The following is a 25272-nucleotide window of genomic DNA, read 5'->3' on the forward strand; positions in this document are numbered from 1 at the left end:
GCTATGTCATGAGTCGGTTGGCTTGCCCGAATTTTCATCATTATGGTCGTTGTCGTATAAATAATGCGATTTTTCTGAATGTCTATTGAATGACTGACCATGATCCTCTGACTCCGTTGACCGGGAACAGTTACCGCCGCCCGTTCCGTACATCAAAGTGATGATCTGAAGTTTGTTTCGTCTGGAGGGTTTGTCATCTGATGGCGTGCCTGACCCTGAATATCCGTTTGTGCTGACCATGTGCGATGGTTCGTTTTGCATCAGCCTCCAATCGGTCATTGGCATTGCAGTTAATATGCCCGGCTCAGTTTTTATAGGAAAACTCTGGCTTGTCGAAGCCCCGTTCGGATCAACGTCTAGGAGAAAATGGTAAGTCTGCGGCTCAACCGGACAGACGAAAGGCAAAAAGACCCATACGTGCGAGAGTAGACTTTTAATGGTTCTGTCCTTTGTTTTCCGGGGATAGGAGCAGTGAGGATAGACGATAGGAAGTTTGGGAGCCTTTCAATGTTAGCAAGCCCAAACGTGTGCAGTGCCTTTTCCTCCTGAGCCTGTTGCAAGCAGAAATCAATCACTTGACTTTGCATCATCAAGCTTTCGTTTTCGGTGTAGCCTTTTGTGATCCGACAGGGCTTTCGCGTTTGACAGGATCTTCAGGCACTCAGGGCAGGTTTGCTCTCCGCTGTGTTCTTTTCTTTTGTGATTCGACAGGGCTAGAGCGCTTGCCAGGGTCTTTTGGCACTCAGGGCAGGTTTGCTCTCCTGTGTGATCTTTTCTTTTGTGATCCCACAGGGCTTGAGCGCTTGGCAGGGTCTTCTGGCACTCAGGGCAGGTTTGCTCTCCGCTGTGTTCTTTTCTTTTGTGAGTCGACAGGGCTAGAGTGTTTGCCAGGGTCTTCTGGCACTCAGGGCAGGTTTGCTCTCCGCCATGATATTGGCTTTTGTGATTCGACAGGGCTTGAGTGCTTGCCAGGGTCTTCTGGCACTCAGGGCAGGTTTGCTCTCCGCTGTGTTCTTTTCTTTTGTGAGTCAACAGGGCTTGAGCGTTTGGCAGGGTCTTCTGGCACTTAGGGCAGGTTTGTTCTCCGGTGTGATATTTCCTTTTGTGATCCCACAGGGCCTGAGCGTTTGGCAGGGTCTTCTGGCATTCAGGGCAGGTTTGCTCTCCGGTGTGATATTGACTTTTGTGAGCCGACAGGGCCTGACTGTTTGCCAAGGTCTTCCGGCAGTCAGGGCAGGTTTGCTCTCCGCTGTGTTCTTTTCTCTTGTGAGTCGACAGGGCTTGAGCGTTTGGCAAGCTCTTCTGGCACTCAGGGCAGGTTTGCTCTCCGGTGTGTTCTTTTCTTTTATGAGTCAACAGGGCTTGAGCGTTTGGCAGGGGCTTATGGCAATCAGGACAGATTTGCACTCCGGTGTGATATTTCCTTTTGTGATCCCACAGGGCCTGAGCGTTTGGCAGGGTCTTCTGGCATTCAGGGCAGGTTTGCTCTCCGGTGTGATATTGACTTTTATGAGCCGACAGGGCCTGACTGTTTGCCAAGGTCTTCTGGCACTCAGGGCAGGTTTGCTCTCCGGTGTGATCTTTTCTTTTGTGATTCCACAGGGCTTGAGCGTTTGCCAGGGTCTTCTGGCACTCAGGGCAGGTTTGCTCTCTGGTGTGATTTTTTCTTTTGTGAGCAGACAGGGCATGAGCGTTTGGCAGGCTCTTCTGGCACTCAGGGCAGGTTTGCTCTCCGCTGTGTTCTTTTCTTTTGTGATTCCACAGAGCTTGAGCGTGTGGCAGGGTCGCCTGGCACTCAGGGCAGCTTTGTGCTCCGGTGTGATATCGACTTTTGTGAGTTCTCAATGAGCCTTGAGAGCTAAATGATTTTTCACAGTCGGCGTGATCACATTGGTATTTTTTGGAGCCTGTTTTCCTTTGTTTTTTCGCAGGAGGTGGATTTAATTTTAATGATGAACCGATTGTGCTGTCAGCTTCTAAGCCAACTGTCGGACCTTCAGCAGGATGGCTTACCGAGCCAGATTCCTGATCGCCTGTTTGCAAATAGACATCTGTTCTGCAAGCGAAAGAGTCATTTGAGATTGAACGACACCAGGTACTTGTGGAAGGAGCGAAGATACAGACTCTTTGTTGATTACAACAGGGCTGTTCAAGGCAACTTTTGTCAAGGCTATGTCGTGAGTCGGTTGGCTTGCCCGAATTTTCATCATTATGGTCGTTGTCGTATAAATAATGCGATTTTTCTGAATGTCTGTTGAATGACTGACCATGATCCTCTGACTCCGTCGACCGGGAACAGTTACCGCCGCCCGTTCCGTACATCAAAGTGATGATCTGAAGTTTGTTTCGTCTGGAGGGTTTGTCATCTGATGGCGTGCCTGACTCTGAATATCCGTTTGTGTTAGTCATCTGTGATGGTTCGTTTTGCATCAGCCTCCAGTCGGTCATTGGCATTGCAGTTAATATGCCCGGCTCAGTTTTTATAGAAAAACTCTGGCTTGTCGAAGCCCCATTCCGATCAACCTCCACGAGAAAATGGTAAGTCTGCGGCTCAACCGGGCAGACGAAAGGCAAAAGAACCCATACGTGCGAGAGTAGACTTTTAATGGTTATATCCTTCGTTTTCCAAGGATAGGAGCAGTGATGATAGACGATAGGAAGTTTGGGAGCTTTCAATGTTGGCAAGCGCTATAGGAATTAGAAAGCGCAAATAGATAACCTACCGGCGTATAACACCAATCGTGCTTTCTAACTCCCGTGATGAGCATCGAGATTTGAGCCTCAGCTATGGCGACGATCGCCAACGCAGGATTAAGGCTCAAGCCTTCAGCGCAATAGGGAGTTAGAAAGTTCGATTGGTATACATACGAATATTTTTTCCAATAGGGTTTAAGAGCTGCCTGCTGAAGAAGATTGCCTTCCATGTCTTTTTGTCATCGGTTAACCCCCTACAGGTGATAGACAGATGGACGTGAGCATTGCACTTCAGATCATGCCCAAACGTGTGCAGTGCCTCTCCCTCCTGGGCCTGTGACAAGCAGAAATCAATCACTTGAATTTACATCATCAAACTTACGTTTCCGATGTTGCCTTCTGTGATTCGACAGGGCTTGACTGTTTGGCAGTGACGCCTGACACTCAGGGCAGATTTGCTCTCCGGTGTGATCTCTTCTTCTGTGATTCGACAGGGCTTGAGCGTGTGGCAGGGTCGTCTGGCACTGAGGGCAGGTTTGCTCTCCGCTGTGATATCGATTTTTGTGAACCGACAGGGCTTGAGCGTTTAGCAGGGGCTTCTGGCACTCAGGACAAGTTCGCTCTCCGCTGTGATATTGGCTTTTGTGATTCGACAGGGCTTTCGCGTTTGCCAGGGTCTTCTGGCACACAGGGCAAGTTCGCCCTCCGGTGTGATATTGATTTTTGTGAGCCGACAGGGCTTGAGCGTTTGGCAGGGCCTTTTGGCACTCAAGGCAGGTTTGCTTTCCGCTGTGATCTTTTCTTTTGTGAACCGACAGGGCTAGAGTGTTTGGCAGGCTCTTCTGGCACTCAGGGCAGGTTTGCTCTGCGGTGTGATCTTTTCTTCTATGATCCGACAGGGCTTGTGCGTTTGGCAAGGGCTTATGGCACTCAGGGCAGATTTGCACTCCGGTGTGATCTTTTCTTTTGTGATTCGACAGGGCTAGAGCGCTTGGCAGGCTCTTCTGGCACTCAGGGCAGGTCTGCTCTCCGCTGTGATATTGGCTTTTGTGACTCGACAGGGCTTTCGCGTTTGGCAGGGTCTTCTGGCACTCAGGGCAGGTTTGTTCTCCTGTGTGATATTTTCTTTTGTGATCCCAAAGGGCTAGAGCGCTTGGCAGGGTCTTCTGGCACTCAGGGCAGGTTTGCTCTCCGCTGTGTTCTTTTCTTTTGTGGTTCGACAGGGCTAGAGCGCTTGCCAGGGTCTTCTGGCACTCAGGGCAGGTTTGCTCTCCGCTGTGTTCTTTTCTTTTGTGGTTCGACAGGGCTAGAGCGCTTGCCAGGGTCTTCTGGCACTCAGGGCAGGTTTGCTCTCCGCTGTGTTCTTTTCTTTTGTGGTTCGACAGGGCTAGAGCGCTTGCCAGGGTCTTCTGGCACTCAGGGCAGGTTTGCTCTCCGCTGTGTTCTTTCCTTTTGTGATTCGACAGAGCTAGAGCGCTTGCCAGGGTCTTCTGGCACTCAGGGCAGGTTTGTTCTCCTGTGTGATATTTGCTTTTGTGATTCGACAGGGCTTGAGTGCTTGCCAGGGTCTTCTGGCACTCAGGGCAGGTTTGCTCTCCGGTGTGTTCTTTTCTTTTGTGATTCGACAGGGCTAGATTGTTTGGCAGGCTTTTCTGGCACTCAGGGCAAGTTTGCTCTCCGCTGTGATATTGGCTTTTGTGAGTCGACAGGGCTTGTGCGTTTGCCACGGCCTTCTGGCACTCAGGGCAGGTTTGTTCTCCGCTGTGTTCTTTTCTTTTGTGAGCAGACAGGGCTAGAGTGTTTGGCAGGCTCTTCTGGCACTCAGGGCAGGTTTGCTCTGCGGTGTGATTTTTTCTTCTATGCTCCAACAGGGCTTGTGCGTTTGGCAAGGGCTTATGGCACTCAGGGCAGATTTGCACTCCGGTGTGATCTTTTCTTTTGTGATTCGACAGGGCTAAAGCGCTTGGCAGGCTCTTCTGGCACTCAGGGCAGGTCTGCTCTCCGCTGTGATATTGGCTTTTGTGAGTCGACAGGGCTTTCGCGTTTGGCAGGGGCCTCTGGCACTCAGGGCAGGTTTGTTCTCCTGTGTGATATTTTCTTTTGTGATCCCACAGGGCTTGAGCGCTTGCCAGGGTCTTCTGGCACTCAGGGCACGTTTGCTCTCCGCTGTGTTCTTTTCTTTTGTGGTTCGACAGGGCTGGAGCGCTTGCCAGGGTCTTCTGGCACTCAGGGCAGGTTTGCTCTCCGCTGTGTTCTTTTCTTTTGTGATCCCACAGGGCTTGAGCGCTTGCCAGGGTCTTCTGGCACTCAGGGCAGGTTTGTTCTCCTGTGTGATATTTTCTTTTGTGATTCCACAGGGCTTGGGCGTTTGGCAGGGTCTTCTGGCATTCAGGGCAGGTTTGCTCTCCGGTGTGATATTGACTTTTGTGAACCGACAGGGCTTGAGCGTTTGACAGGGTCTTTTGGCACTCAGGGCAGGCTTGCTCTCCCGTGTGATATTTTCTTTTATGATCCGACAGGGCCTGAGCGTTTGGCAGGGTCTTCTGGCACTCAAGGCAGGTTTGCTCTCCGCTGTGATATTGGCTTTTGTGATTCGACAGGGCTTGAGCGCTTGCCAGGGTCTTCTGGCACTTAGGGCAGGTTCGCTTTCCGGTGTGTTCTTTTCTTTTGTGATTCGACAGGGCCAGAGTGTTTGGCAGGCTCTTCTGGCACTCAGGGCAAGTTTGCTCTCCGCTGTGATATTGGCTTTTGTGAGTCGACAGGGCTTGAGCGCTTGCCAGGGCCTTCTGGCACTCAGGGCAGGTTTGCTCTCCGCTGTGTTCTTTTCTTTTGTGAGCAGACAGGGCTTTTGCGTTTGGCAGGGGCTTATGGCAACCAGGGCAGATTTGCACTCCGGTGTGATACCGACTTTTGTGATTCTTCAATGAGCCTTGAGAGCTAAATGATTTTTCACAGTCGGGGTGATTACATCGGTATTTTTTGGCGCCTGCTTTCCTTTGTTTCTTCGCAGGAGGTGGATTTAATTTTAACGATGAACCGGTTGTGCTGTCACCTCGTGAGACAACTGTCAGACCTTCTGCAGGATGGCTTACGGGGCCAGATTCCTGATCACCTGTTTGTAAATAGGCATCTGTTCTGCAAGCGAAAGAGTCATCTGAGGCTGGATGACACCGGGTACTTGTGGAAGGAGCGAATATACAGACTCTCTGTTGATTACAACAGGGCTGTTCATGACAATTTTTGTCAAGGCTATGTCGGGAGTCTGTGGGCCGTCCCGAATTTTCATCATTATTGTCGTTGTCGTATAAATAATGCGATTTTTCTGAATGTCTATTGAATGACTGACCATGATCCTCTGACACCGTTGTCCGGGAATAATTACCACCGCCCATTCCGTACATCGAAGTGATGATCTGAAGTTTGTTTCGCCTGGAGGGTTTGACATCTGATGGCGTGCCTGACCCTGAATATCCGTTTGTGCTGTTCATGTGTGATGGTTCGTTTTGCATCAGCCTCCAGTCGGTCATTGGCATTGCAGTTAATATGACCGGCTCAGTCTTTATAGAAAAACTCTGGCTTTTCAAGGCCCCATTCTGATCAAGCTCAACGATAAAATGATAAGTCTGCGGCTCAACCGGGCAGACGAAAGGCAAAAAAACCAATACGTGCGAAAGTAGACTTTTAATGGCTCTATCCTTTTTCCAGGGATAGGAGCAGTGAGGATAGACGATAGGAAGTTTGGGAGCTTTTCAATGTTGGCAAGCCCAAACGTGTGCAGTGCCTTGTCCTCCTGAGCCTGTTGCAAGCAGAAATCAATCACTTGACTTTGCATCATCAAGCTTTCGTTTTCGGTGTAGCCTTTTGTGATTCGACAGGGCTAGAGTGTTTGCCAGGGTCTTCTGGCACTCAGGGCAGGTTTGCTCTCCTGTGTGATCTTTTCTTTTGTGATCCCACAGGGCTTGAGCGCTTGCCAGGGTCTTCTGGCACACAGGGCAGGTTTGCTCTCCGCTGTGTTCTTTTCTTTTGTGAGTCGACAGGGCTTTCGCGTTTGGCAGGGTCTTCTGGCACTCAGGGCAGGCTTGCTCTCCGCTGTGATATGTTCTTTTATGATCCGACATGGTCTGAGCGTTTGACAGGGTCTTCTGGCACTCAGGGCAGGTTCGCTCTCTGTGATATTGGCTTTTGTGATTCGACAGGGCTTGAGCGTGTGGCAGGGTCTTCTGGCACTCAGGGCAGGTTTGCTCTCCGCTGTGTTCTTTTCTTTTGTGATTCGACAGGGCTACAGCGTGTGGCAGGGTCTTCTGGCACTCAGGGCAAGTTCGCTCTCCGCTGTGATATTGACTTTTGTGATTCGACAGGGCTACAGCGTGTGGCAGGGTCTTCTGGCACTCAGGGCAGGTTTGCTCTCCGCTGTGTGCTTTTCTTTTGTGATTCGACAGGGACAGAATGTTTGGCAGGGTCTTCTGGCACTGAGGGCAGGTTTTCTCTCCGCTGTGATATTGGCTTGTGTGAGCCGACATGGCCTGACTGTTTGCCAGGGTCTTCTGGCACTTAGGGCAGGTTTGCTCTCCGGTGTGATATTTTCTTTTGTGAACCGCCAGGGCATGGAGGTTTGGCAGGGGCTTCTGGCACTCAAGACAAGTTCGTTCTCCGGTGTGATATTGACTTTTGTGATTGTACAATGAGGCTTGAGATCTAAGTGATGTTTCACAGCCGGGGTGAGCGCATCGGTATCTTTTGGTGCCTGTCTTCTTTTGTTTTTTCGCAGGTGGTGGATTTAATTTTAATGATGAACCGATTGTGCTGTCAGCTTCTAAGCCAACTGTCGGACCTTCAGCAGTATGGCTTACCGGGCCAGATTCCTGATCGCCTGTTTGCAAATAGACATCTGTTCTGCAAGCGAAAGTGTCATCTGAGATTGAACGACACCAGGTACTTGTGGAAGGAGAGAAGATACAGACTCTTTGTTGATTACAACAGGGCTGTTGATGGCAATTTTTGTCAAGGCTATGTCGGGAATCGGTGGGTCGGCCCGAATTTTCATCATTATGGTCGTTGTCGTATAAATAATGCGATTTTTCTGAATGTCTATTGAACGACTGACCATGATCCTCTGACCCCGTTGTCCGGGAACAGTTACCGCCGCCCGTTCCGTACATCAAAGTGATGATCTGAAGTTTTTTTCGCCTGGAGGGTTTGCGATCGGGTAGCATGCCTGACCCTGAATATCCGTTTGAGCTGGTCATGTTGGATGGTTCGTTTTGCATCAGCCTCCAGTCGGTCATTGGCATTGCAGTTAGTCTGCCCGGCTCAGTTTTTATAGAAAAAATCTGGCTTTTCGAGGCCCCATTCTGATCAACCTCAACGATAAAGCTATAAGTCTGCGGCTCAACCGGGCAGACGAAAGGCAAAAAGACCAATACGTGCGAAAGTAGACTTTTAATGGCTCTATCCTTTTTTCCTGGGATAGGAGCAGTGAGGATAGACGATAGGAGGTTTGGGAGCTTTTCAATGTTGGCAAGCCCAAACGTGTGCAGTGCCTTTTCCTCCTTAGCCTGTTGCAAGCAGAAATCAATCACTTGACTTTGCATCATCAAGCTTTCGTTTTCGGTGTAGCCTTTTGTGATCCGACAGGGCTTTCGCGTTTGACAGGGTCTTCTGGCACTCAGGGCAGGTTTGCTCTCCGCTGTGTTCTTTTCTTTTGTGATTCGACAGGGCTAGAGCGCTTGCCAGGGTCTTCTGGCACTCAGGGCAGGTTTGCTCTCCGCTGTGTTCTTTTCTTTTGTGATTCGACAGGGCTAGAGCGCTTGCCAGGGTCTTTTGGCACTCAGGGCAGGTTTGCTCTCCTGTGTGATCTTTTCTTTTGTGATCCCACAGGGCTTGAGCGCTTGGCAGGGTCTTCTGGCACTTAGGGCAGGTTTGCTCTCCGCTGTGTTCTTTTCTTTTGTGATTCGACAGGGCTAGAGTGTTTGGCAGGGTCTTTTGGCACTCAGGGCAGGCTTGCTCTCGCGTGTGATATTTTCTTTTATGATCCGACAGGGCTTGAGCGTTTGACAGGGTCTTCTGGCACTCAGGGCAGGTTTGCTCTCCGCTGTGATATTGGCTTTTGTGATTCGACAGGGCTTGAGCGTTTGACAGGGTCTTCTGGCACTTAGGGCAGGTTTGCTCTCCGCTGTGTTCTTTTCTTTTGTGATTCGACAGGGCTAGAGCGCTTGCCAGGGTCTTCTGGCACTCAGGGCAAGTTTGCTCTCGGCTGTGATATTGGATTTTATGATTCGACAGGGCTTGAGCACTTGCCAGGGTCTTCTGGCACTCAGGACAGGTTTGCTCTCCGCTGTGTTCTTTTCTTTTGTGAGCAGACAGGGCTTTTGCGTTTGGCAGGGGCTTATGGCAACCAGGGCAGGTTTGCTCTCCGCTGTGATATTGGCTTTTGTGATTCGACAGGGCTAGAGCGCTTACCAGGGTCTTCTGGCACTCAGGGCAGGTTTGCTCTCCGCTGTGTTCTTTTCTTTTGTGATTCGACAGGGCTAGATTGTTTGGCAGGCTCTTCTGGCACTCAGGGCAATTTTGCTCTCCGCTGTGATATTGGCTTTTGTGATTCGACAGGGCTTTCGCGTTTGGCAGGCTCTTCTGGCACTCAGGGCAGGTTTGCCCTCCGGTGTGATCTTTTCTTCTATGATCCGACAAGGCTTGTGCGTTTGACAAGGGCTTATGGCACTCAGGGCAGATTTGCACTCCGGTGTGATCTTTTCTTCTATGATCCGACAGGGCTTGTGCGTTTGGCAGGGGCTTATGGCAATCAGGGCAGATTTGCACTCCGGTGTGATACCGACTTTTGTGATTCTTCAATGAGCCTTGAGAGCTAAATGATTTTTCACAGTCGGGGTGATTACATGCGTATTTTTTGGGGCCTGCTTTCCTTTGTTTCTTCGCAGGAGGTGGATTTAATTTTAACGATGAACCGGTTGTGCTGTCAGCTACTGAGGCAACTGTCAGACCTTCAGCAGGATGGCTTACGGGGCCAGATTCCTGATCGCCTGTTTGTAAATAGACATCTGTTCTGCAAGCGTAAGAGTCATCTGAGGTTGAACGACACCGGGTGCTTGTGGAAGGAGCGAATATACAGACTCTCTGTTGATTACAACAGGGCTGTTCGTGGCAATTTTTGTCAAGGCTATGTCGGGAGTCGGTGGGCCGTCCCGAATGTTCATCATTATTGTCATTGTCGTATAAATAATGCGATTTTTCTGAATGTCTGTTGAATGACTGACCATGATCCTCTGACTCCGTTGTCCGGGAATAATTACCGCCGCCCGTTCCGTACATCAAAGTGATGATCTGAGGTTTGTTTCGCCTGGAGGGTTTGTCATCTGGTAGCGTGCCTGACCCCGAATATCCGTTTGTGCTGACCATTTGTGATGGTTCGTTTTGCATCAGCCTCCAGTCGGTCATTGGCATTGCAGTTAATATGCCCGGTTCAGTTTTTACAGAAAAACTCTGGCTTGTCGCAGCCCCATTCTGATCAACCTCTACGAGAAAATGGTAAGTCTGCGGCTCAACCGGGAAGACGAAAGGCAAAAAGACCCATACGTGCGAGAGTAGACTTTTAATGGTTATATCCTTTGTTTTCCAAGGATAGGAGCAGTGAGGATAGACGATAGGAAGTTTGGGAGCTTTTCAATGTTGGCAAGCGCTATAGGAATTAGAAAGCGCAAATAGATAAACCACTGACGTATAATACCAATCGTGCTTTCTAACTCCCGTGATGAGTATGGAGATTTGAGCCTTAAGACAAGGCGGCGTGAGGAGTCATAGCCTTAGCTATGGCGACGATCGCCAACACAGGATTAAGGCTCAAATCTTCAGCGCAATAGGGAGTTAGAAAGTTCGATTGGTATACATACGAATATTTTTTCCAATAGGGTTTAAGAGCTGCTTGCTGGAGAAGATTGCCTTCCATGTCTTTTTATCATCGGTTCACCCCCGTAGGTGATAGATAGACAGATGGACGTGAGCATTGCACTTCAGATCATGCCCAAACCTGTGCAATACCTTTCCCTCCTGAGCCAGTGACAAGCAAAAATCAATCACTTGACTTTGCATCATCAAGCTTTCGTTTACGGTGTTGCCTTTTGTGATTCGACAGGGCTTGAGCGCTTGGCAGGGTCTTCTGGCATTCAGGGCAGGTTTTCTCTCCTGTGTGATATTGACTTTTGTGAGCCGACAGGGCATGACTGTTTGCGAATGTCTTCTGGCACTCAGGGCAGGTTTTCTCTCCGCTGTGATCTTTTCTTTTGTGAACCGCCAGGGCATGAGCGCTTGGCAGGGGCTTCTGGCACTCAAGGCAAGTTTGCTCTCCGCTGTGATCTTTTCTTCTGTGAGTCAACAGGGCTTGAGCGTGTGGCAGAGTCGTCTGGCACTCAGGGCAGGTTTGCTCTCCGCTGTGATATTGGCTTTTGTGAACCGACAGCGCTAGAGTGTTTGCCAGGGTCTTCTCGCACTCAGGACAGGTTTGCTTTCCGCTGTGGTCTTTTCTTTTGTGAACCGACAGGGCTTTTGCGTTTGGTAGGGTCGTCCGGCACTTAGGACAAGTTTGCTTGCCGCTGTGATATAAACTTCTGTGAATCGAAAGGTCTTGAGCGTTTAGCGTGAGCTTCTGGCACTCAGGGCAGCTTTGCTCTCCGGTGTGATCCTTTCTTTTGTGAGCAGACAGGGCTTTTGCGTTTGGCAGGATCTTCTGGCAATCAGGGCAGCTTTGCTCTCCGGTGTGATGTTTTCTTCTATGATCCAACAGGGCTTGAGCTTTTGGCAGGGGCTTATGGCAATCAGGACAGATTTGCACTCCGGTGTGATCTTTTCTTCTATGATTCGACAGGGCTTGAGCGTTTGGCAGGGGCTTATGACAATCAGGACAGATTTGCACTCCGGTGTGATCTTTTCTTCTATGATTCGACAGGGCTTGAGCGCTTGCCAGAGTCTTCTGGCACTCAGGGCAGGTTCGCTCTCCGGTGTGTTCTTTTCTTTTGTGATCGCACAGGGCTTGAGCGTTTGGCAGGGTCTTCTGGCATTCAGGGCAGGTTTTCTCTCCTGTGTGATATTGACTTTTGTGAGCCGACAGGGCCTGACTGTTTGCCAAGGTCTTCTGGCACTCAGGGCAGGTTTTCTCTCCGCTGTGTTCTTTTCTTTTGTGAACCGCCAGGGCATGAGCGCTTGGCAGGGGCTTCTGGCACTCAAGGCAGGTTCGTTCTCCGGTGTGATATTGACTTTTGTGAGAGTTCAATGAGCCTTGAGAGCTAAATGATTTTTCACAGTCGGGGTGATCACATCGGCATTTTTTGGAGCCTGCTTTCCTTTGTTTTTTCGCAGGAGGTGGATTTAATTTTAACGATGAACCGGTTGTGCTGTCAGCTCCTGAGACAACTGTCAGACCTTCAGCAGGATGGCTTACGGGGCCGGATTCCTGATCGCTTGTTTGCAAATAGACATCTGTTCTGCAAGCGAAAGAGTCATCTGAGGTTGAACGACACCGGATACTTGTGGAAGGAGCGAAGATACAGACTCTTTGTTGATTACAACAGGGCTGTTCAAGGCAACTTTTATCAAGGCTATGTCGTGAGTCGGTTGGCCTGCCCGAACTTTCATCATTATGGTCATTGTCGCATAAATAATGCGATTTTTCTGAATGTCTATTGAATGACTGACCATGATCCTCTGGCTCCGTTTTTAGTGAATAGTTACCGCCGCCCGTTCCGTACATCAAAGTGATGATCTGAAGTTTGTTTCGCCTGGAGGGTTTGTCATCGGGTGGCGTGCCTGACCCTGAATATCCGTTTGTGTTGGTCATGTGTGATGGTTCGTTTTGCATCAGCCTCCAGTCGATCATTGGCATTGCAGTTAATATGCCCGGCTCAGCTTTTATAGAAAAACTCTGGCTTGTCGTAGCCCCATTCTGATCAACCTCTACGAGAAAATGGTAAGTCTGCGGCTCAACCGGGAAGACGAAAGGCAAAAAGACCCATACGTGCGAGAGTAGACTTTTAATGGTGATATCCTTCGTTTTCCAAGGATAGGAGCAGTGAGGATAGACGATAGGAAGTTTGGAAGCTTTTCAATGTTGGCAAGCCCAAACGTGTGCAGTGCCTTTCCCTCCTGAGCCTGTGACAAGCAGAAATCAATCACTTGACTTTGCATCATCAAGCTTTCGTTTACGGTGTTGCCTTTTGTGATTCGACAGGGCTGGAGCGTTTGGCAGGGTCTTCTGGCACTCAGGGCAAGTTTGCTCTCTGCTGTGATCTTTTCTTCTGTGAGTCAACAGGGCTTGAGCGTGTGGCAGGGTTGTCTGGCACTCAGGGCAGGTTTGCTCTCCGCTATGATATTGGCTTTTGTGATTCGACAGGGCTGGAGCGTTTGGCAGGGTCTTCTGGCACTCAGGGCAGGTTTGCTCTCTGCTGTGATCTTTTCTTCTGTGAGTCAACAGGGCTTGAGCGTGTGGCAGGGTTGTCTGGCACTCAGGGCAGGTTTGCTCTCCGCTATGATATTGGCTTTTGTGATTCGACAGGGCTGGAGCGTTTGGCAGGGTCTTCTGGCACTCAGGGCAGGTTTGCTTTCCGCTGTGATCTTTTCTTTTGTGATTCGACAAGGCTAGAGTGTTTGGCAGGGTCTTCTGGCACTCAGGACAGATTTGCTCTCCGGTGTGTTCTTTTCTTTTGTGATTCGACAGGGCTTTAGTGTTTGGCAGGGTCTTCTGACACTCAGGGCAGGTTTGTTCTCCGGTGTGATATTTTCTTTTGTGATCCCACAGGGCTGGAGCGCTTGCCAGGGTCTTCTGGCACTCAGGACAGATTTGCTCTCCGGTGTGTTTTTTTCTTTTGTGATTCGACAGGGCTTTCGCGTTTGGCAGGGTCTTTTGGCACTCAGGGCAAGTTTGCTCTCCGGTGTGATCTTTTCTTCTGTGAGTCAACAGGGCTTGAGCGTTTACCAGGGTCTTATGGCACTCGGGGCAGGTTTTCTCTCCGGTGTGATATTGGCTTTTGTGATTCGACAGGGCTTGAGCGTTTGGCAGGGTCTTCTGGCATTCAGGGCAGGTTTGCTCTCCGGTGTGTTCTTTTCTTTTGTGATTCAACAGGGCTAGAGCGCTTGCCAGGGTCTTTTGGCACTCAGGGCAGGTTTGCTCTACGGTGTGTTCTTTTCTTTTGTGATCCGACAGGGCTTGAGCATTCGGCAGGGTCTTCTTGCACTCAGGGCAGGTTTGCTCTCCGCTGTGTTCTTTTCTTTTGTGTTTCCACAGGGCTAGACTGTTTCGCAGGGTCTTCTGGCACTCAAGGCAAGTTTGCTCTCCGCTGTGATATTGGCTTTTGTGAGTGTTCAATGAGCTTTGAGAGCTAAGTGATTTTTCACAGCCGGGGTGATTGCATCGGTATTTTTTTGAGCCTGCCTTCTTTTGTTTTTTCGCAGGAGGCGGATTTAATTTTAATGATGAACCGTTTGTGTTGTCAGCTTCCAAGCCAACTGTCGGACCTTCAGCAGGATGGCTTACCGAGTCAGATTCCTGATCGCCTGTTTGCAAATAGACATCTGTTCTGTAAGCGAAAGAGTCATTTGAGATTGAACGACACCAGGTACTTGTGGAAGGAGCGAAGATACAGACCCTCTGTTGAGTACAACAGGGCTGTTCGTGGCAATTTTTGTCCAGGCTATGTCGGGAGTCGGTGGGTCGGCCCGAATTTTCATCATTATGGTCGTTGTCGTATAAATAATGCGATTTTTCTGAATGTCTATTGAAGGACTGACCATGATCCTCTGACTCCGTTGTCCGGGAACAGTTACCGCCGCTCGTTCCGTACATCAAAGTGATGATCTGAAGTTTGTTTCGCCTGGAGGGTTTGTCATCGGGTGGCGTGCCTGACCCTGAATATCCGTTTGTATTGGTCATGTGTGATGGTTCGTTTTGCATCAGCCTCCAGTCGGTCATTGGCATTGCAGTTAATATGCCCGGCTCAGTTTTTATAGAAAAACTCTGGCTTGTCGAAGCCCCATTCTGGTCAACCTCTACGATAAAACCATATGTTTGCGGCTCAACCGGGCAGACGAAGGGCAAAAAGACCCATACGTGCGAGAGTAGACTTTTAATGGTTATATCCTTCGTTTTCCATGGATAGGAGCAGTGAGGATAGACGATAGGAAGTTTGGGAGCTTTTCAATGTTGGCACGCTCTATAGGAATTACAAAGCGCAGATAGATAATCTACTGACGTATAAATTCCAATAGAGTTTAAGAGCTGCTTGCTGAAGAAGATTGCCTTACATGTCTTTATGTCATCGGTTAACACCCGCAGGTGATAGACAGGTGAACGTGAGCATTGCACTTCAGATCATGCCCAAACGTGTGCAGTGCCTTTCCCTCCTGAGCCTGTGACAAGCAGAAATCAATCACTTGACTTTGCATCATCAAGCTTTCGTTTTCGGTGTTGCCTTTTATGATTTGACAGGGCGCAGGCGTTTGGCAAGATCTTTTGGCACTCAGAGCAGCTTCGCTCTCCTCTGTGATATTGACTTTTGTGAGCCGACAGGGCTTGAACGTTTGCCAGGGTCTTCCGGCACTCAGGGCAGGTTTGCTTTCCGGTGTGATCTTTTCTTTTGTGAACCGACAGGGCTTGAGTATTTGGCAGGGTCTTCTGGCACTCAGGGCAAATTCGCTCTCCGCTGTGATATTGACTTTTGTGAACCGAGAAGGCTTTCGCGTTTGGCAGGGTCGTCTTGCACTCAGAGCAGATTTGCTCTCCGGTGTGATCTTTTCTTTTGTGAACCGTCAGGGCTTGAGCGTTTGGCAGGTGCTTCTGGCACTCAAGACAGGTTCGTTCTCCGGTGTGATATTGACTTTTGTGATTGTACAATGAGGATTGAGAGCCAAGTGATTTTTCACAGCCGGGATGATCACATCGGTATTTTTTGGAGCCTGCCTTCCTTTGTTTTTGCGCAGGTGGTGGATTTAGTTTTAATGATGAACCGCTTGTGCTATCAGCTCCTGAGACAACTGTCGGACCTTCAGCAGGACGGCTTACCGGGTCAGATTTCTGATCGCCTGTTTGCAAAGAGTCATCTGAGGTTGAACGACACTGAGCACTTGTGGAAGGAGCGAAGATACAGACTCTTTGTTGATTACAACAGGGCTGCTCATGGCAATTTTCGTCAAAGCTATGTCGAGAGTCGGTGGGCCGACCCGGATTTTCATCATTATGGTCGTTTTCATATAGATAATGCGATTTTTCTGGATGTCTATTGAATGACTGACCATGATCCTCTGGCCCGGTTGTCCGGGAAGAGTTACCGCCGCCCGTTCCGTACATCAAAGTGATAATCATGTGTGATAGTTCGTTTTGCCTCGGCCTCCAATCGGCCATTGGCATTGCAGATAATCCGCCCGGCTCAGTTTTTATAGAAAAGCTCTGGCTTGTCGAAGCCCCATTCTGGTTAACCTCAACGATAAAACGGTAAGTCTGCGGCTCAAACGGGCAAACGATAGGCAAAAAAACCAATACGTGGGAGAGTAGACTTTTAATGTTTCTATCCTTTGTTTTCTATAGATAGGAGCAGTGAGGATAGACGAGAAGATGATGGGCACGAAACTAATACATAGTGGTTCATGGATTCTCCATACATGGCGGACGTTCTGGAATTTTACTGAAACACCGATGTTTTATACCTGATGACTGTCGTAAAAATCGGTTTGAGAAAAGCGATGAACTCAGCGACGATCACAGAGCTGGAGCCATAATCCACACACATTGAAATTTGACTAGTGGGGATGTTTTTAGACCTTCATCCACAGAGTTTTTCTACTGCCTTTTTTTGTAAACGTTGATTGAGAATTTTTGCCTGAAGGGAGTAAACAGGCTTGCTCACCTGAAATGAGCAAGCCAGAGGGGCTTAGACGCCAAAGAACACAAACTTGAGAGCAAAGAGCACCGCCAATACCCAGACACTGATACTGACATCGCTGGAACGTCCAGCCAGAACTTTAATCACCGGATAAGCGATGAATCCCAGAGCGATACCATTAGCAATAGAAAAGCTCAGTGGCATCATGATAGCGGTCATCATAACCGGTCCGGCTTCTGTCAGATCGTTCCAGTCAATATTAGCAAGGCTGCCCACCATCAGAACAGCAACATAAATCAGGGCTCCCGCAGTTGCATAAGCAGGTACCATCCCGGCCAGGGGAGAGAAGAAAGCACAAAGCAAAAACAGCAAACCAATGGTGACCGCTGTCAGACCGGTGCGACCTCCTGCGGCCACACCTGAAGCACTTTCAACATAGGAAGTTACCGTCGGTGTACCCACCAGTGCACCCGCCCATGAAGCTGTACCGTCAGTGATCATGGCTCTGTTCATGTTGTGCATTTTGCCGTCTTTGTCGGCCAGACCCGCCTTGTCGCCCACGGCAATCAGGGTACCTGTCGTATCAAACAGATTGACGAACATGAAAGCAATAATGACACCCAGCATTTCAGGGTTGAGAGCACCCATAATGTCCAGTCCACCGACGATAGGCATCATGCTGGGTGGCGCTGAAGCCACGCCACTAAAAGCAACATCACCGGTCAACAAGGCAATAGAGGTGACAACGGCAATAGCGATCAGCACAGCGGCTTTGAGGCCACGGAATGCCAGACCCAGAATAAGAAACAGACTGAGACAGGCCATCATTGGGCCAAACTGAGTGATGTCCCCCAAAGTCACTATGGTGCCCGGGCTGGCCACCACAATGCCGGCATTTTTAAGACCAATCAGTGCCAGGAAGAGGCCAATACCGCTGGTGATTCCGACTCTGAGACCCACAGGAATGCTGTCTACAATCCATGCCCTGACTTTGAACAGGCTCAACAACATGAAGCCTATGCCGCCCCAAAACACAGCACCCATGGCTTCTTGCCAGGTGTAGCCCATCCCCAGCACCACCGCGTAGGCAAAGAAAGCGTTCAAACCCATACCCGGAGCCAGTCCCACAGGCCAATTAGCGAAAAGACCGATGGCGATGGTACTCAGGCCCGCGACCAGACAGGTGGCAGTGAACAGGGCTCCCTTGTCCATCCCGGCATCACCGAGCATTCCCGGTATGACAAATACCACATAACACATGGTAATGAAGGTCGTCAGACCTGCCATCACTTCAGTTTTTACTGTCGTGTTTTTGGCACTGAGTTTGAAGAGACGATCGAGCAGTGATGCACTCTTATACCCACCCACAGCGGGCGACATGTCAGCGTTATCCATTCCAGACTCCATATAATTGTTGTTCTTATCGATGCAATGATCTAACCAACTGATCAAAACTGATAATACTGAATTTACCCAGGGTCCATAAAAAATGATCCAAAGGTGTACGAGGCTTTTTTGATAGCATTATTTGTTCCAGGACAGCTGAGTCTGCTGCCTATCTTTTTAACACCAGCCTGTCTTTTTAATACCAGCATTTTGCTGATTTCGCTTGCTATTTTCCCGACCAAATAGTCAAATTACAAGTCGCAGATATGAGCGAAGAAAAATATTCTACGTAAATCAAAAACAAAAAAACGACCATGCAGAATATTTTTCCCTATAGAGAATTAGAATAAAGGAGTCAGTCGTCGTGATTCGATTTCTGCTCAACGAGACTCTGGTTGAACTTAGAGACACTCCCTCCGATACCACTGTACTGGACTACCTCAGGGGTAATCACAGCCATAATCCGGATAGAAAAACCGGCACCAAGGAGGGCTGCTGTTCAGGCGACTGCGGTGCCTGCACTGTGGTGGTTGCGGAGCCGGAGAACGAGCGTCTGAACTATCAGACCATCAACGCCTGTATTGCTTTGCTACCGGCACTTAACGGCAAGCAACTGATCACCGTTGAAGATCTTGCTGAAGGGGAAAAACTGCACCCTGTTCAGCAGGCCATGGTGGATCATCATGGCTCCCAATGCGGTTTCTGCACGCCCGGCATTATCATGTCCCTGTTTGCCTTCCATCATGAAACCCCCACAAACAGACCTGACATTTCTGAAGCTCTGGGTGGCAACCTTTGCCGTTGCACCGGCTACCGGTCTATCGTTGATGCTGCTGATGAAATCGCCAGCCTGACACCTTCTGACCGCTTCAAGCATCAGGAACAAGAGACAGTTCAGAAACTCAACGCATTGAAAGCCCGGATCGATGACACCGCCAAGGGTGTCTTTATGCCGAACTCCGAGCAGGCGCTGGCTGATTATCTGCTGAAACATCCACAAGCCAGAATACTCGCCGGTGGCACAGACCTTGGGCTGGAAGTGACTCAACAGATGAAGGATTTACCGTCGCTGGTCACTCTGGCCTCAGTCAACGAGTTAAAAGAGATCACCTGTACCGACCGGGAAATGATCATTGGCTCAGCGGCCAGCTTCCGTCAGCTGGAACCTCTGCTGGCCAGACACTTTCCCGAGTTTGCCGAAATGCTTTCGCGTCTGGGCTCACAACAGATTCGAAATGTGGGCACTCTGGGCGGCAATATCGGTAATGCCTCGCCCATAGGCGACACGCCTCCTGTGTTACTGGCACTGGATGCACAGGTTGAACTGCGTAAAGGAAACACCATCAGATCCCTGCCTCTGGAAGATTTTTTCCTGGGCTACAAAAAGACCCAGCTCGAAGAAAGTGAATTTATTGCCCGTATTCGTATTCCGCTCAAACCTCACAAACTGAGGGTTTACAAGCTGAGCAAACGTTATGGTGATGATATATCCGCCGTTCTGGCCGCCATCGATCTGGAATTGAACGACAACGGAATCATTACCCGGGCCAGAGTCGCATTTGGAGGTATGGCAGCTATACCCAAACGGGCTTTGGCCTGCGAAACAGCCCTGACAGGAAAAGAGGCCAGCGCCACCACTCTGCAAGAGGCCCAGAAAGCCATTCATTCAGAATTCACACCGCTGTCTGATGTCAGGGGCAGCAGCGATTATCGATTACAGGCAGCCTGCAACCTGCTGGAAAGATACTTTCTGGAAATGTCCGGACAAACTGCAAGGATCATTGCTCATGCGTAAGTTACCGGATATCAGCAAAACCGGGGCTTCCCCGACGACAGCCAAACACGACAGTGCCCACCTGCATGTCAGCGGCAGAGCCACCTATATCGATGATCGACCCGAAATGGCAGGTCAGCTTCATGCCGGTTTCGGCCTGTCTACCCAGGCTCATGCTGAAATCATCAGCATGGATCTTGAGGCAGTCAAAAACAGTCCCGGCGTGGTCATGGTCGTCACCGCTGACGACATTCCCGGACACAAGGATATTGGCCCGGTTTACCCTGGCGATATGTTGCTGGCTGACGGCAAGGTCGACTATGTTGGTCAGCCGGTCTTTGCGGTAGCGGCCAGGTCTCATCTGGCTGCCAAAAAAGCGGCCAGAAAAGCAATCATCAAATACAAGGCGTTAGAGCCTGTGCTGGGCATTGATCAGGCCATGCAGGAAGAATCCTTTCTCAGACCTGAGCATGTGATGCATAAAGGCGACGCCCATCGTGCCATTGCCGAAGCACCCAGACGACTCGAAGGTGCCATGAGCAACGGTGCCCAGGAACACTTTTATCTGGAAGGACAGATTGCCAGCGTCGTCCCTCTGGAAGACAACCAATACCATATTTACACCTCCAGCCAGCACCCTTCTGAAGTGCAGAAACTGGTAGCAGAAGTTCTGGGTATTCCTTTGCACAAAGTCGTGGCGGATGTTCGGCGCATGGGAGGAGGCTTTGGTGGTAAAGAGACTCAGGCTGCTGGTCCGGCCTGTATTGCAGCACTTCTGGCCAGTAAAACCGGACAACCCGTAAAATTCCGGGTCGACCGCTCACAGGACATGATGTCCACCGGCAAGCGCCACCCTTTCAGACACCGTTATCGGGCAGGCTTTGACAGTAGAGGAGTTATCAAGGGGATAGATATAGAGGTCGCAGGTGATGGCGGTTATTCCCCTGACCTTACAGACGCTATTGTCGACAGGGCCATGTTTCATTCCGACAATGCTTACTATCTTGATAATGCCATAGTCACTGGTCACCGTTGCAAAACCAACATTGCTTCCAACACCGCATTCAGAGGTTTTGGCGGGCCTCAGGGCATGTTGGTAATAGAGCGGGCAATGGACGACATTGCTCGCGCTACCGGTCTGGACCCACTGGATGTTCGCCTGAATAACCTGTACGGCATTGGCGAACGAAATGTCACTCATTACCACCAGACCTTTGAACACAATGTTCTACCGGAGCTGATGGCAAAACTGGAAGAGAGCTCTGAATACCGAAAGCGCAGGCGCGAGATTACAGCGTTCAACCGGAACAGCCCGGTACTAAAGAAAGGCTTGTCCATGACCCCGCTGAAGTTTGGTATCTCTTTTACGGCCAAACATCTCAACCAGGCTGGCGCTCTGGTCCATGTTTACACCGACGGCAGTATTCAGGTAAATCACGGCGGTACCGAGATGGGACAGGGGCTTTACGTTAAAGTGGCCCAGGTAGTTGCCCATGAATTTGGTGTTGGTCTGGATCAGGTGCAGGTGACCTCTACCCGAACCGACAAGGTGCCCAATACCTCTCCAACGGCGGCTTCCAGCGGCAGTGACCTGAATGGCAAGGCCGCACAGGATGCCTGTCAAAAAATTCGTGACCGACTGATAACATTCGCTGCCGAACATTATCAGGAACAACCTGAGGATATTCAGTTTGCTGATGGTCATGTTCACATGAAAGAGCGGACCATTCCTTTTGTTGAACTGATTCAGGCCGCTTACTTCAATCGGGTTTCACTCTCCAGCTCAGGCTTTTACAGCACCCCCGAGATTCACTATGACCGGGAAACAGCCAGGGGCCGCCCCTTTTATTATTTCGCCTGCGGTGCTTCGGTATCCGAGGTGGTAGTGGATACCCTGACCGGTGAATACCGGGTGCAGCGGGTTGATATATTGCACGACGTTGGCAGATCACTGAACCCCGCCATTGACCGTGGCCAAATTGAAGGCGGGTTTATCCAGGGTATGGGCTGGATGACCACTGAAGAAGTGGTCTGGGATGAGCAGGGAAGATTGCTCAGTAACAACCCGGCGACTTACAAGATTCCTACGATTGAAGATCTACCGGCTATCTTTAATGTTGAGTTGTTCGAGCAGGATAACCCGGAGCATACGATTTATCATTCCAAGGCCACCGGCGAACCTCCCCTGATGCTCAGCTTCTCGGTGTGGTCGGCAATACGTGATGCTGTTTCGAGCCTTTCAGACTACACCGTCAGCCCGGACATTGATGTTCCCGCGACTCCGGAAAGAGTGCTGAAAGCCATCTCGGAAATAAAAGAGCGGCCCCAGACAAAACCTCTGAAAAAAGAGGAGGCCGCCTATGGAGTGGATTGACGCACTGTCAGAGCTCAAGCGTTCTGGTCAGCCTGGCGTTCTGGTGACCATCCTGGGATCAGCCGGTTCTGCGCCCAGGAAATCAGGCAGTAAAATGCTGGTCACAGAAGAAAAAAGCTTTGACACTGTGGGTGGCGGGCATCTTGAGTTTCTCCTGATTGAGAGAGCCAGGGAGCTGATGGCTTCAGATCAGCAAGAGCCTGTTATGGAGCACTTCCCACTGGGCCCCCGGTTAGGTCAGTGCTGCGGTGGCAGTGTCAGCGTGATGCTGGAGCCCATTGCAGGCTGTCACTTCCATATTGCTCTTTTTGGGGCCGGGCATATTGGCAAAGCACTTATTCATGTTCTTACGCCTCTGAATTGCCGCATCACCTGGATCGATAATCGGGCAGAGCTTTTCCCCCAGACTACCCCTGAAAATGTCACCTGTATCCTCAGTGAACAGCCCGATGAAGAGGTGGCAGATCTACCCGAAAACGCCTTTATTCTGGTCGTCACCCACAATCACCAGCTGGATTATGGGATTGCTGAACAGGCATTAAAACGATCAGACACTGGCTGGTTGGGTGTCATAGGCTCCGAAACTAAAGCCAGCAGATTCCGTAAGCGTCTTGAGCATAAGGGCTTCAACCCGAAGCGGATTGAGCAGATGAGATGTCCGGTCGGACTCAATGAGGTGGGAGGCAGAGAGCCCGCAGAGATCGCCATTGCCATTGCCGCAGAGATACTGGCTGTCAGAAATGGCTCTCGTGACAGCCTTGTCCGAAAAAGGGAGGGTATTCCCTGGCAGACACTCAAGACATTAATAAACGACCACCACCAAGCCTGAAGGCTTGGAAGTGGGTTTATACCGGGCTTGAACCAGCCGCCCCAGAGGTCTGAGATTGGCTATCTGCACTTGCGGAAACACCTGCACGAGATGCCTCTCTATCTTCCTTTTTGGTCGTCATGCCCTCGCCCCGAGCCATAAAAACCCGTTGCTTGTTGACAAGAGCTTTAATAAATTCCAACTGTTTTTCTATAAAGTCATGCTGCAATTTACTGAAATTACTATCAGCTTCGAGATATTGTTTACGCGCTTCAAATGTCTCCTGAAGCATGGAATTCTCAGACAAACTATGCTCTAACTCATCCAACTGCCTGGCATGCCCAGCTAAATCGTGAACTACCGGGTTGGCCTTTGCACTGTCCAGTAATCCCTGTACGCGAACGAACGCCTCCTCTTCGGCGTCCAGATCAATAGCTGTTCGCAGCAATTTCAGCTGAACATCCTGACCTTCGGTCCTTTTCTCATCTAAACGATGAAACTTTACTCTAAGACCCTGAATGTCTGAGGCCTGTTTTTGCAGTACCTTCTCATAAAACTGGATATCTGTCGGCATCGTCAGTTCGACACATCTATTCAATGTAAGTTCGAAAAAATTACGCACACTTGCATCATTTATAAAAATCTTCAAAGGTGCCAGTCGACGACAATTATTCAACGCCTTCAACCGCTTAAGCCGTGCTTCCAGCATTTGCTCCTTTAACTCGGAACACTCCTTCTCGAGGCGTGTTATTGTTTCTGTCAGATTATCTTCAGGTGTCTTCTGGTAGATTTCAGAAGCAGCCTTAAGCCTGCCGTAAAAGCCTCCGGCTGCGCCAATAGCAATATAGAGTGCCAAGGTTTTTTTCAGGCCCAGGTATTTGAAAGAAAGCAAAGGAAGAACAGGAAGACGCCGTGAGGTAAAGGGTATTGGGTTCAAAATCGCCTTACTCAGAGCGGATACACAACCATCCATGGTGCCAACAATAGAGGCCAGAGGGTGATGCATTGCATCTGCGGCGGTCACGCTGTAATCCTCCAGCGCTTTTTTAAGCTGACTCAGGTTACCTTCTGTTAAAGGAATCTGCTTGAGAGCATCAGGTTCAGGGAGAGTTGCAATCTGTTCAGACAGATCATCCTGCTTTTGAGCAGGATCAATCGCTGAAGCCTCAATGCCAGCAAAATCAGAGAAACTCGGCGGTGAAGGGGGGGGCTTTATATTCATAAGAAACTCCTGTTCATTGATTGACTGACTTCCATTGTCAGAGGGTTACCTTCTCTTAATTTGGACATTCAACTTAGGGAATGGTTCCCCTGCCCCTTTAAAAGGTCAGCACAGAATGAGTAAGAAAATATGATTTTGTACGAACAGGTACTTATACTTTATACCAACCTTGCTTTCTAACTCCCGTGATGGAGCGTGTCGCAAAACCTTGGTTCCCACGCTTTCAGGCCCTCTGGGTCCCAGCGTGGGAACGAGTTGTTAGAGTTTTGTGACACCCTCAAATCTTCAGCGCAATAGGGAGTTAGAAAGTTCGATTGGTATTACCTGTTTCCCAATGCGGTTATCAGAATGGAAAGAGTGGATCGTCTGCTGGTAGACAACGGCCTTGCTGCCTCCCGCACCCAGGCACAGAAGTTTATTGCTGAAGGAAAGGTGCAAGTGTTGCATTCCTGCAACTGGCAGACTGTAAAAAAACCCAGCGAGAAATTGACCGGAGACGCAGAGCTGAAAGTCACTCTGGATGAGTCGGACCGATTTGTTTCCCGTGGCGGACTCAAGCTGGCGAGCGCTCTGGAGAAAGCCAGTCTGGATATTACGGGAATGACCGTGATAGATGTAGGTCAGTCAACGGGCGGTTTTACTGACTGTGCCCTGCAGTCAGGCGCGGCGAAAGTCGTCGGTATTGAAGTAGGGCATGAGCAACTGGTGGAGAAACTGCGGCAAGATCAGCGGGTAGTCTGTCTGGAAGGTATTAATGCCCGTGAGCTTGGCCCGGAGCTGTTAGAGCACACTGAAAACGAAGCCGGATTTGATCTGGCAGTGATGGATGTTTCTTTTATTTCCCAGACCAAAATTATACCTTCGCTGGCACCGCTGATTAAAAAGGGAGGTTTTCTGATCAGCCTGGTCAAACCGCAATTTGAAGTGGGAAAAGCAGGTCTGGGCAAAGGAGGCATTGTTCGGGATGACCGTCTCTACCCTGAAGTAGAATCATCCATTCGAAGCTGTCTCGAAGAGCAGGGTCTGAAAACCACCGATTATTTTGACAGTCCGATCAAAGGGGGTGATGGAAACCGGGAGTTTCTTGTTATTGCCAGAAAGGCGTCATCATCCTGAGGATTTACCACCGAGCCATCC

Annotated in this window: 15 protein-coding genes; 4 read left to right on the plus strand and 11 right to left on the minus strand. The window is 49.8% G+C overall.

Features of this window, described 5'->3' with window-relative positions; all coding sequences use genetic code 11:
* Nucleotides 1–6: 6 nt before the first annotated feature.
* From P6910_RS25380 to P6910_RS25420, 10 genes are all read right to left on the minus strand, one after another.
* Nucleotides 7–279: a hypothetical protein gene (locus tag P6910_RS25380; protein ID WP_317144017.1), complete on the minus strand. Its 273-nt coding sequence runs from the start codon at nt 277–279 to the stop codon at nt 7–9.
* 288 nt (nt 280–567) lie between these two features.
* Nucleotides 568–2448: a C2H2-type zinc finger protein gene (locus P6910_RS25385; protein WP_317144018.1), complete on the minus strand. Its 1881-nt coding sequence runs from the start codon at nt 2446–2448 to the stop codon at nt 568–570.
* Nucleotides 2449–2842: 394 nt separating this feature from the next.
* Nucleotides 2843–3052: a transposase gene (locus P6910_RS27040; RefSeq protein WP_410493861.1), complete on the minus strand. Its 210-nt coding sequence runs from the start codon at nt 3050–3052 to the stop codon at nt 2843–2845.
* The gene (locus P6910_RS25390; RefSeq protein ID WP_317144019.1) at nt 3045–6221 is read right to left on the minus strand and encodes a C2H2-type zinc finger protein; all 3177 of its coding nucleotides are present in this window, start codon (nt 6219–6221) and stop codon (nt 3045–3047) included. Before P6910_RS25390 ends, P6910_RS27040 begins: the two co-directional genes overlap by 8 nt.
* Nucleotides 6222–6506: 285 nt before the next feature.
* The gene (locus P6910_RS25395; protein ID WP_317144020.1) at nt 6507–7979 is read right to left on the minus strand and encodes a C2H2-type zinc finger protein; all 1473 of its coding nucleotides are present in this window, start codon (nt 7977–7979) and stop codon (nt 6507–6509) included.
* Between the two features lie 286 nt (nt 7980–8265).
* Nucleotides 8266–10146 carry a C2H2-type zinc finger protein gene (locus tag P6910_RS25400; RefSeq protein WP_317144021.1) on the minus strand — a complete coding sequence of 627 codons (1881 nt, stop codon included), beginning with the start codon at nt 10144–10146 and terminating at the stop codon, nt 8266–8268.
* Nucleotides 10147–10777: 631 nt separating this feature from the next.
* Complete coding sequence (locus P6910_RS25405; protein WP_317144022.1) at nt 10778–12577, minus strand: C2H2-type zinc finger protein; 1800 nt, start codon at nt 12575–12577, stop codon at nt 10778–10780.
* Nucleotides 12578–12865: 288 nt separating this feature from the next.
* On the minus strand, nt 12866–14665 hold the full coding sequence (locus tag P6910_RS25410; RefSeq protein ID WP_317144023.1) for a C2H2-type zinc finger protein: 1800 nt from the start codon (nt 14663–14665) through the stop codon (nt 12866–12868).
* Between the two features lie 453 nt (nt 14666–15118).
* Entirely contained in the window at nt 15119–16093 is a 975-nt protein-coding gene (locus P6910_RS25415; protein ID WP_317144024.1) for a C2H2-type zinc finger protein, read from the minus strand.
* 526 nt (nt 16094–16619) lie between these two features.
* On the minus strand, nt 16620–17966 hold the full coding sequence (locus P6910_RS25420) for an NCS2 family permease (RefSeq protein WP_317144025.1): 1347 nt from the start codon (nt 17964–17966) through the stop codon (nt 16620–16622).
* A 355-nt stretch (nt 17967–18321) separates the two neighbouring features.
* On the opposite strand from P6910_RS25420, the gene xdhA reads away from it, so the two are divergent.
* The 3 genes from xdhA to xdhC are packed head-to-tail and all read left to right on the plus strand — an operon-like array spanning nt 18322 to nt 22934.
* Nucleotides 18322–19752 carry a xanthine dehydrogenase small subunit gene (xdhA, locus tag P6910_RS25425; RefSeq protein ID WP_317144026.1) on the plus strand — a complete coding sequence of 477 codons (1431 nt, stop codon included), beginning with the start codon at nt 18322–18324 and terminating at the stop codon, nt 19750–19752.
* On the plus strand, nt 19745–22105 hold the full coding sequence (xdhB, locus tag P6910_RS25430) for a xanthine dehydrogenase molybdopterin binding subunit (protein ID WP_317144027.1): 2361 nt from the start codon (nt 19745–19747) through the stop codon (nt 22103–22105). Before xdhA ends, xdhB begins: the two co-directional genes overlap by 8 nt.
* A complete protein-coding gene (gene xdhC, locus P6910_RS25435) occupies nt 22092–22934 on the plus strand; it encodes a xanthine dehydrogenase accessory protein XdhC (RefSeq protein WP_317144028.1) in 843 nt (280 codons plus the stop codon). The genes xdhB and xdhC overlap by 14 nt, the downstream gene beginning before the upstream one ends.
* Before the next feature lie 16 nt (nt 22935–22950).
* Here the strand turns inward: xdhC and P6910_RS25440 are convergent, their stop codons facing one another.
* Complete coding sequence (locus P6910_RS25440; RefSeq protein ID WP_317144029.1) at nt 22951–24135, minus strand: hypothetical protein; 1185 nt, start codon at nt 24133–24135, stop codon at nt 22951–22953.
* Nucleotides 24136–24483: 348 nt separating this feature from the next.
* Here P6910_RS25440 and P6910_RS25445 point away from each other — a divergent pair, with 348 nt between their 5' ends.
* Nucleotides 24484–25251: a TlyA family RNA methyltransferase gene (locus P6910_RS25445; RefSeq protein ID WP_317144030.1), complete on the plus strand. Its 768-nt coding sequence runs from the start codon at nt 24484–24486 to the stop codon at nt 25249–25251.
* Nucleotides 25252–25272: the final 21 nt, after the last annotated feature.

The sequence above is a fragment of the Endozoicomonas sp. 8E genome (assembly GCF_032883915.1).
Lineage (GTDB): Bacteria > Pseudomonadota > Gammaproteobacteria > Pseudomonadales > Endozoicomonadaceae > Endozoicomonas_A.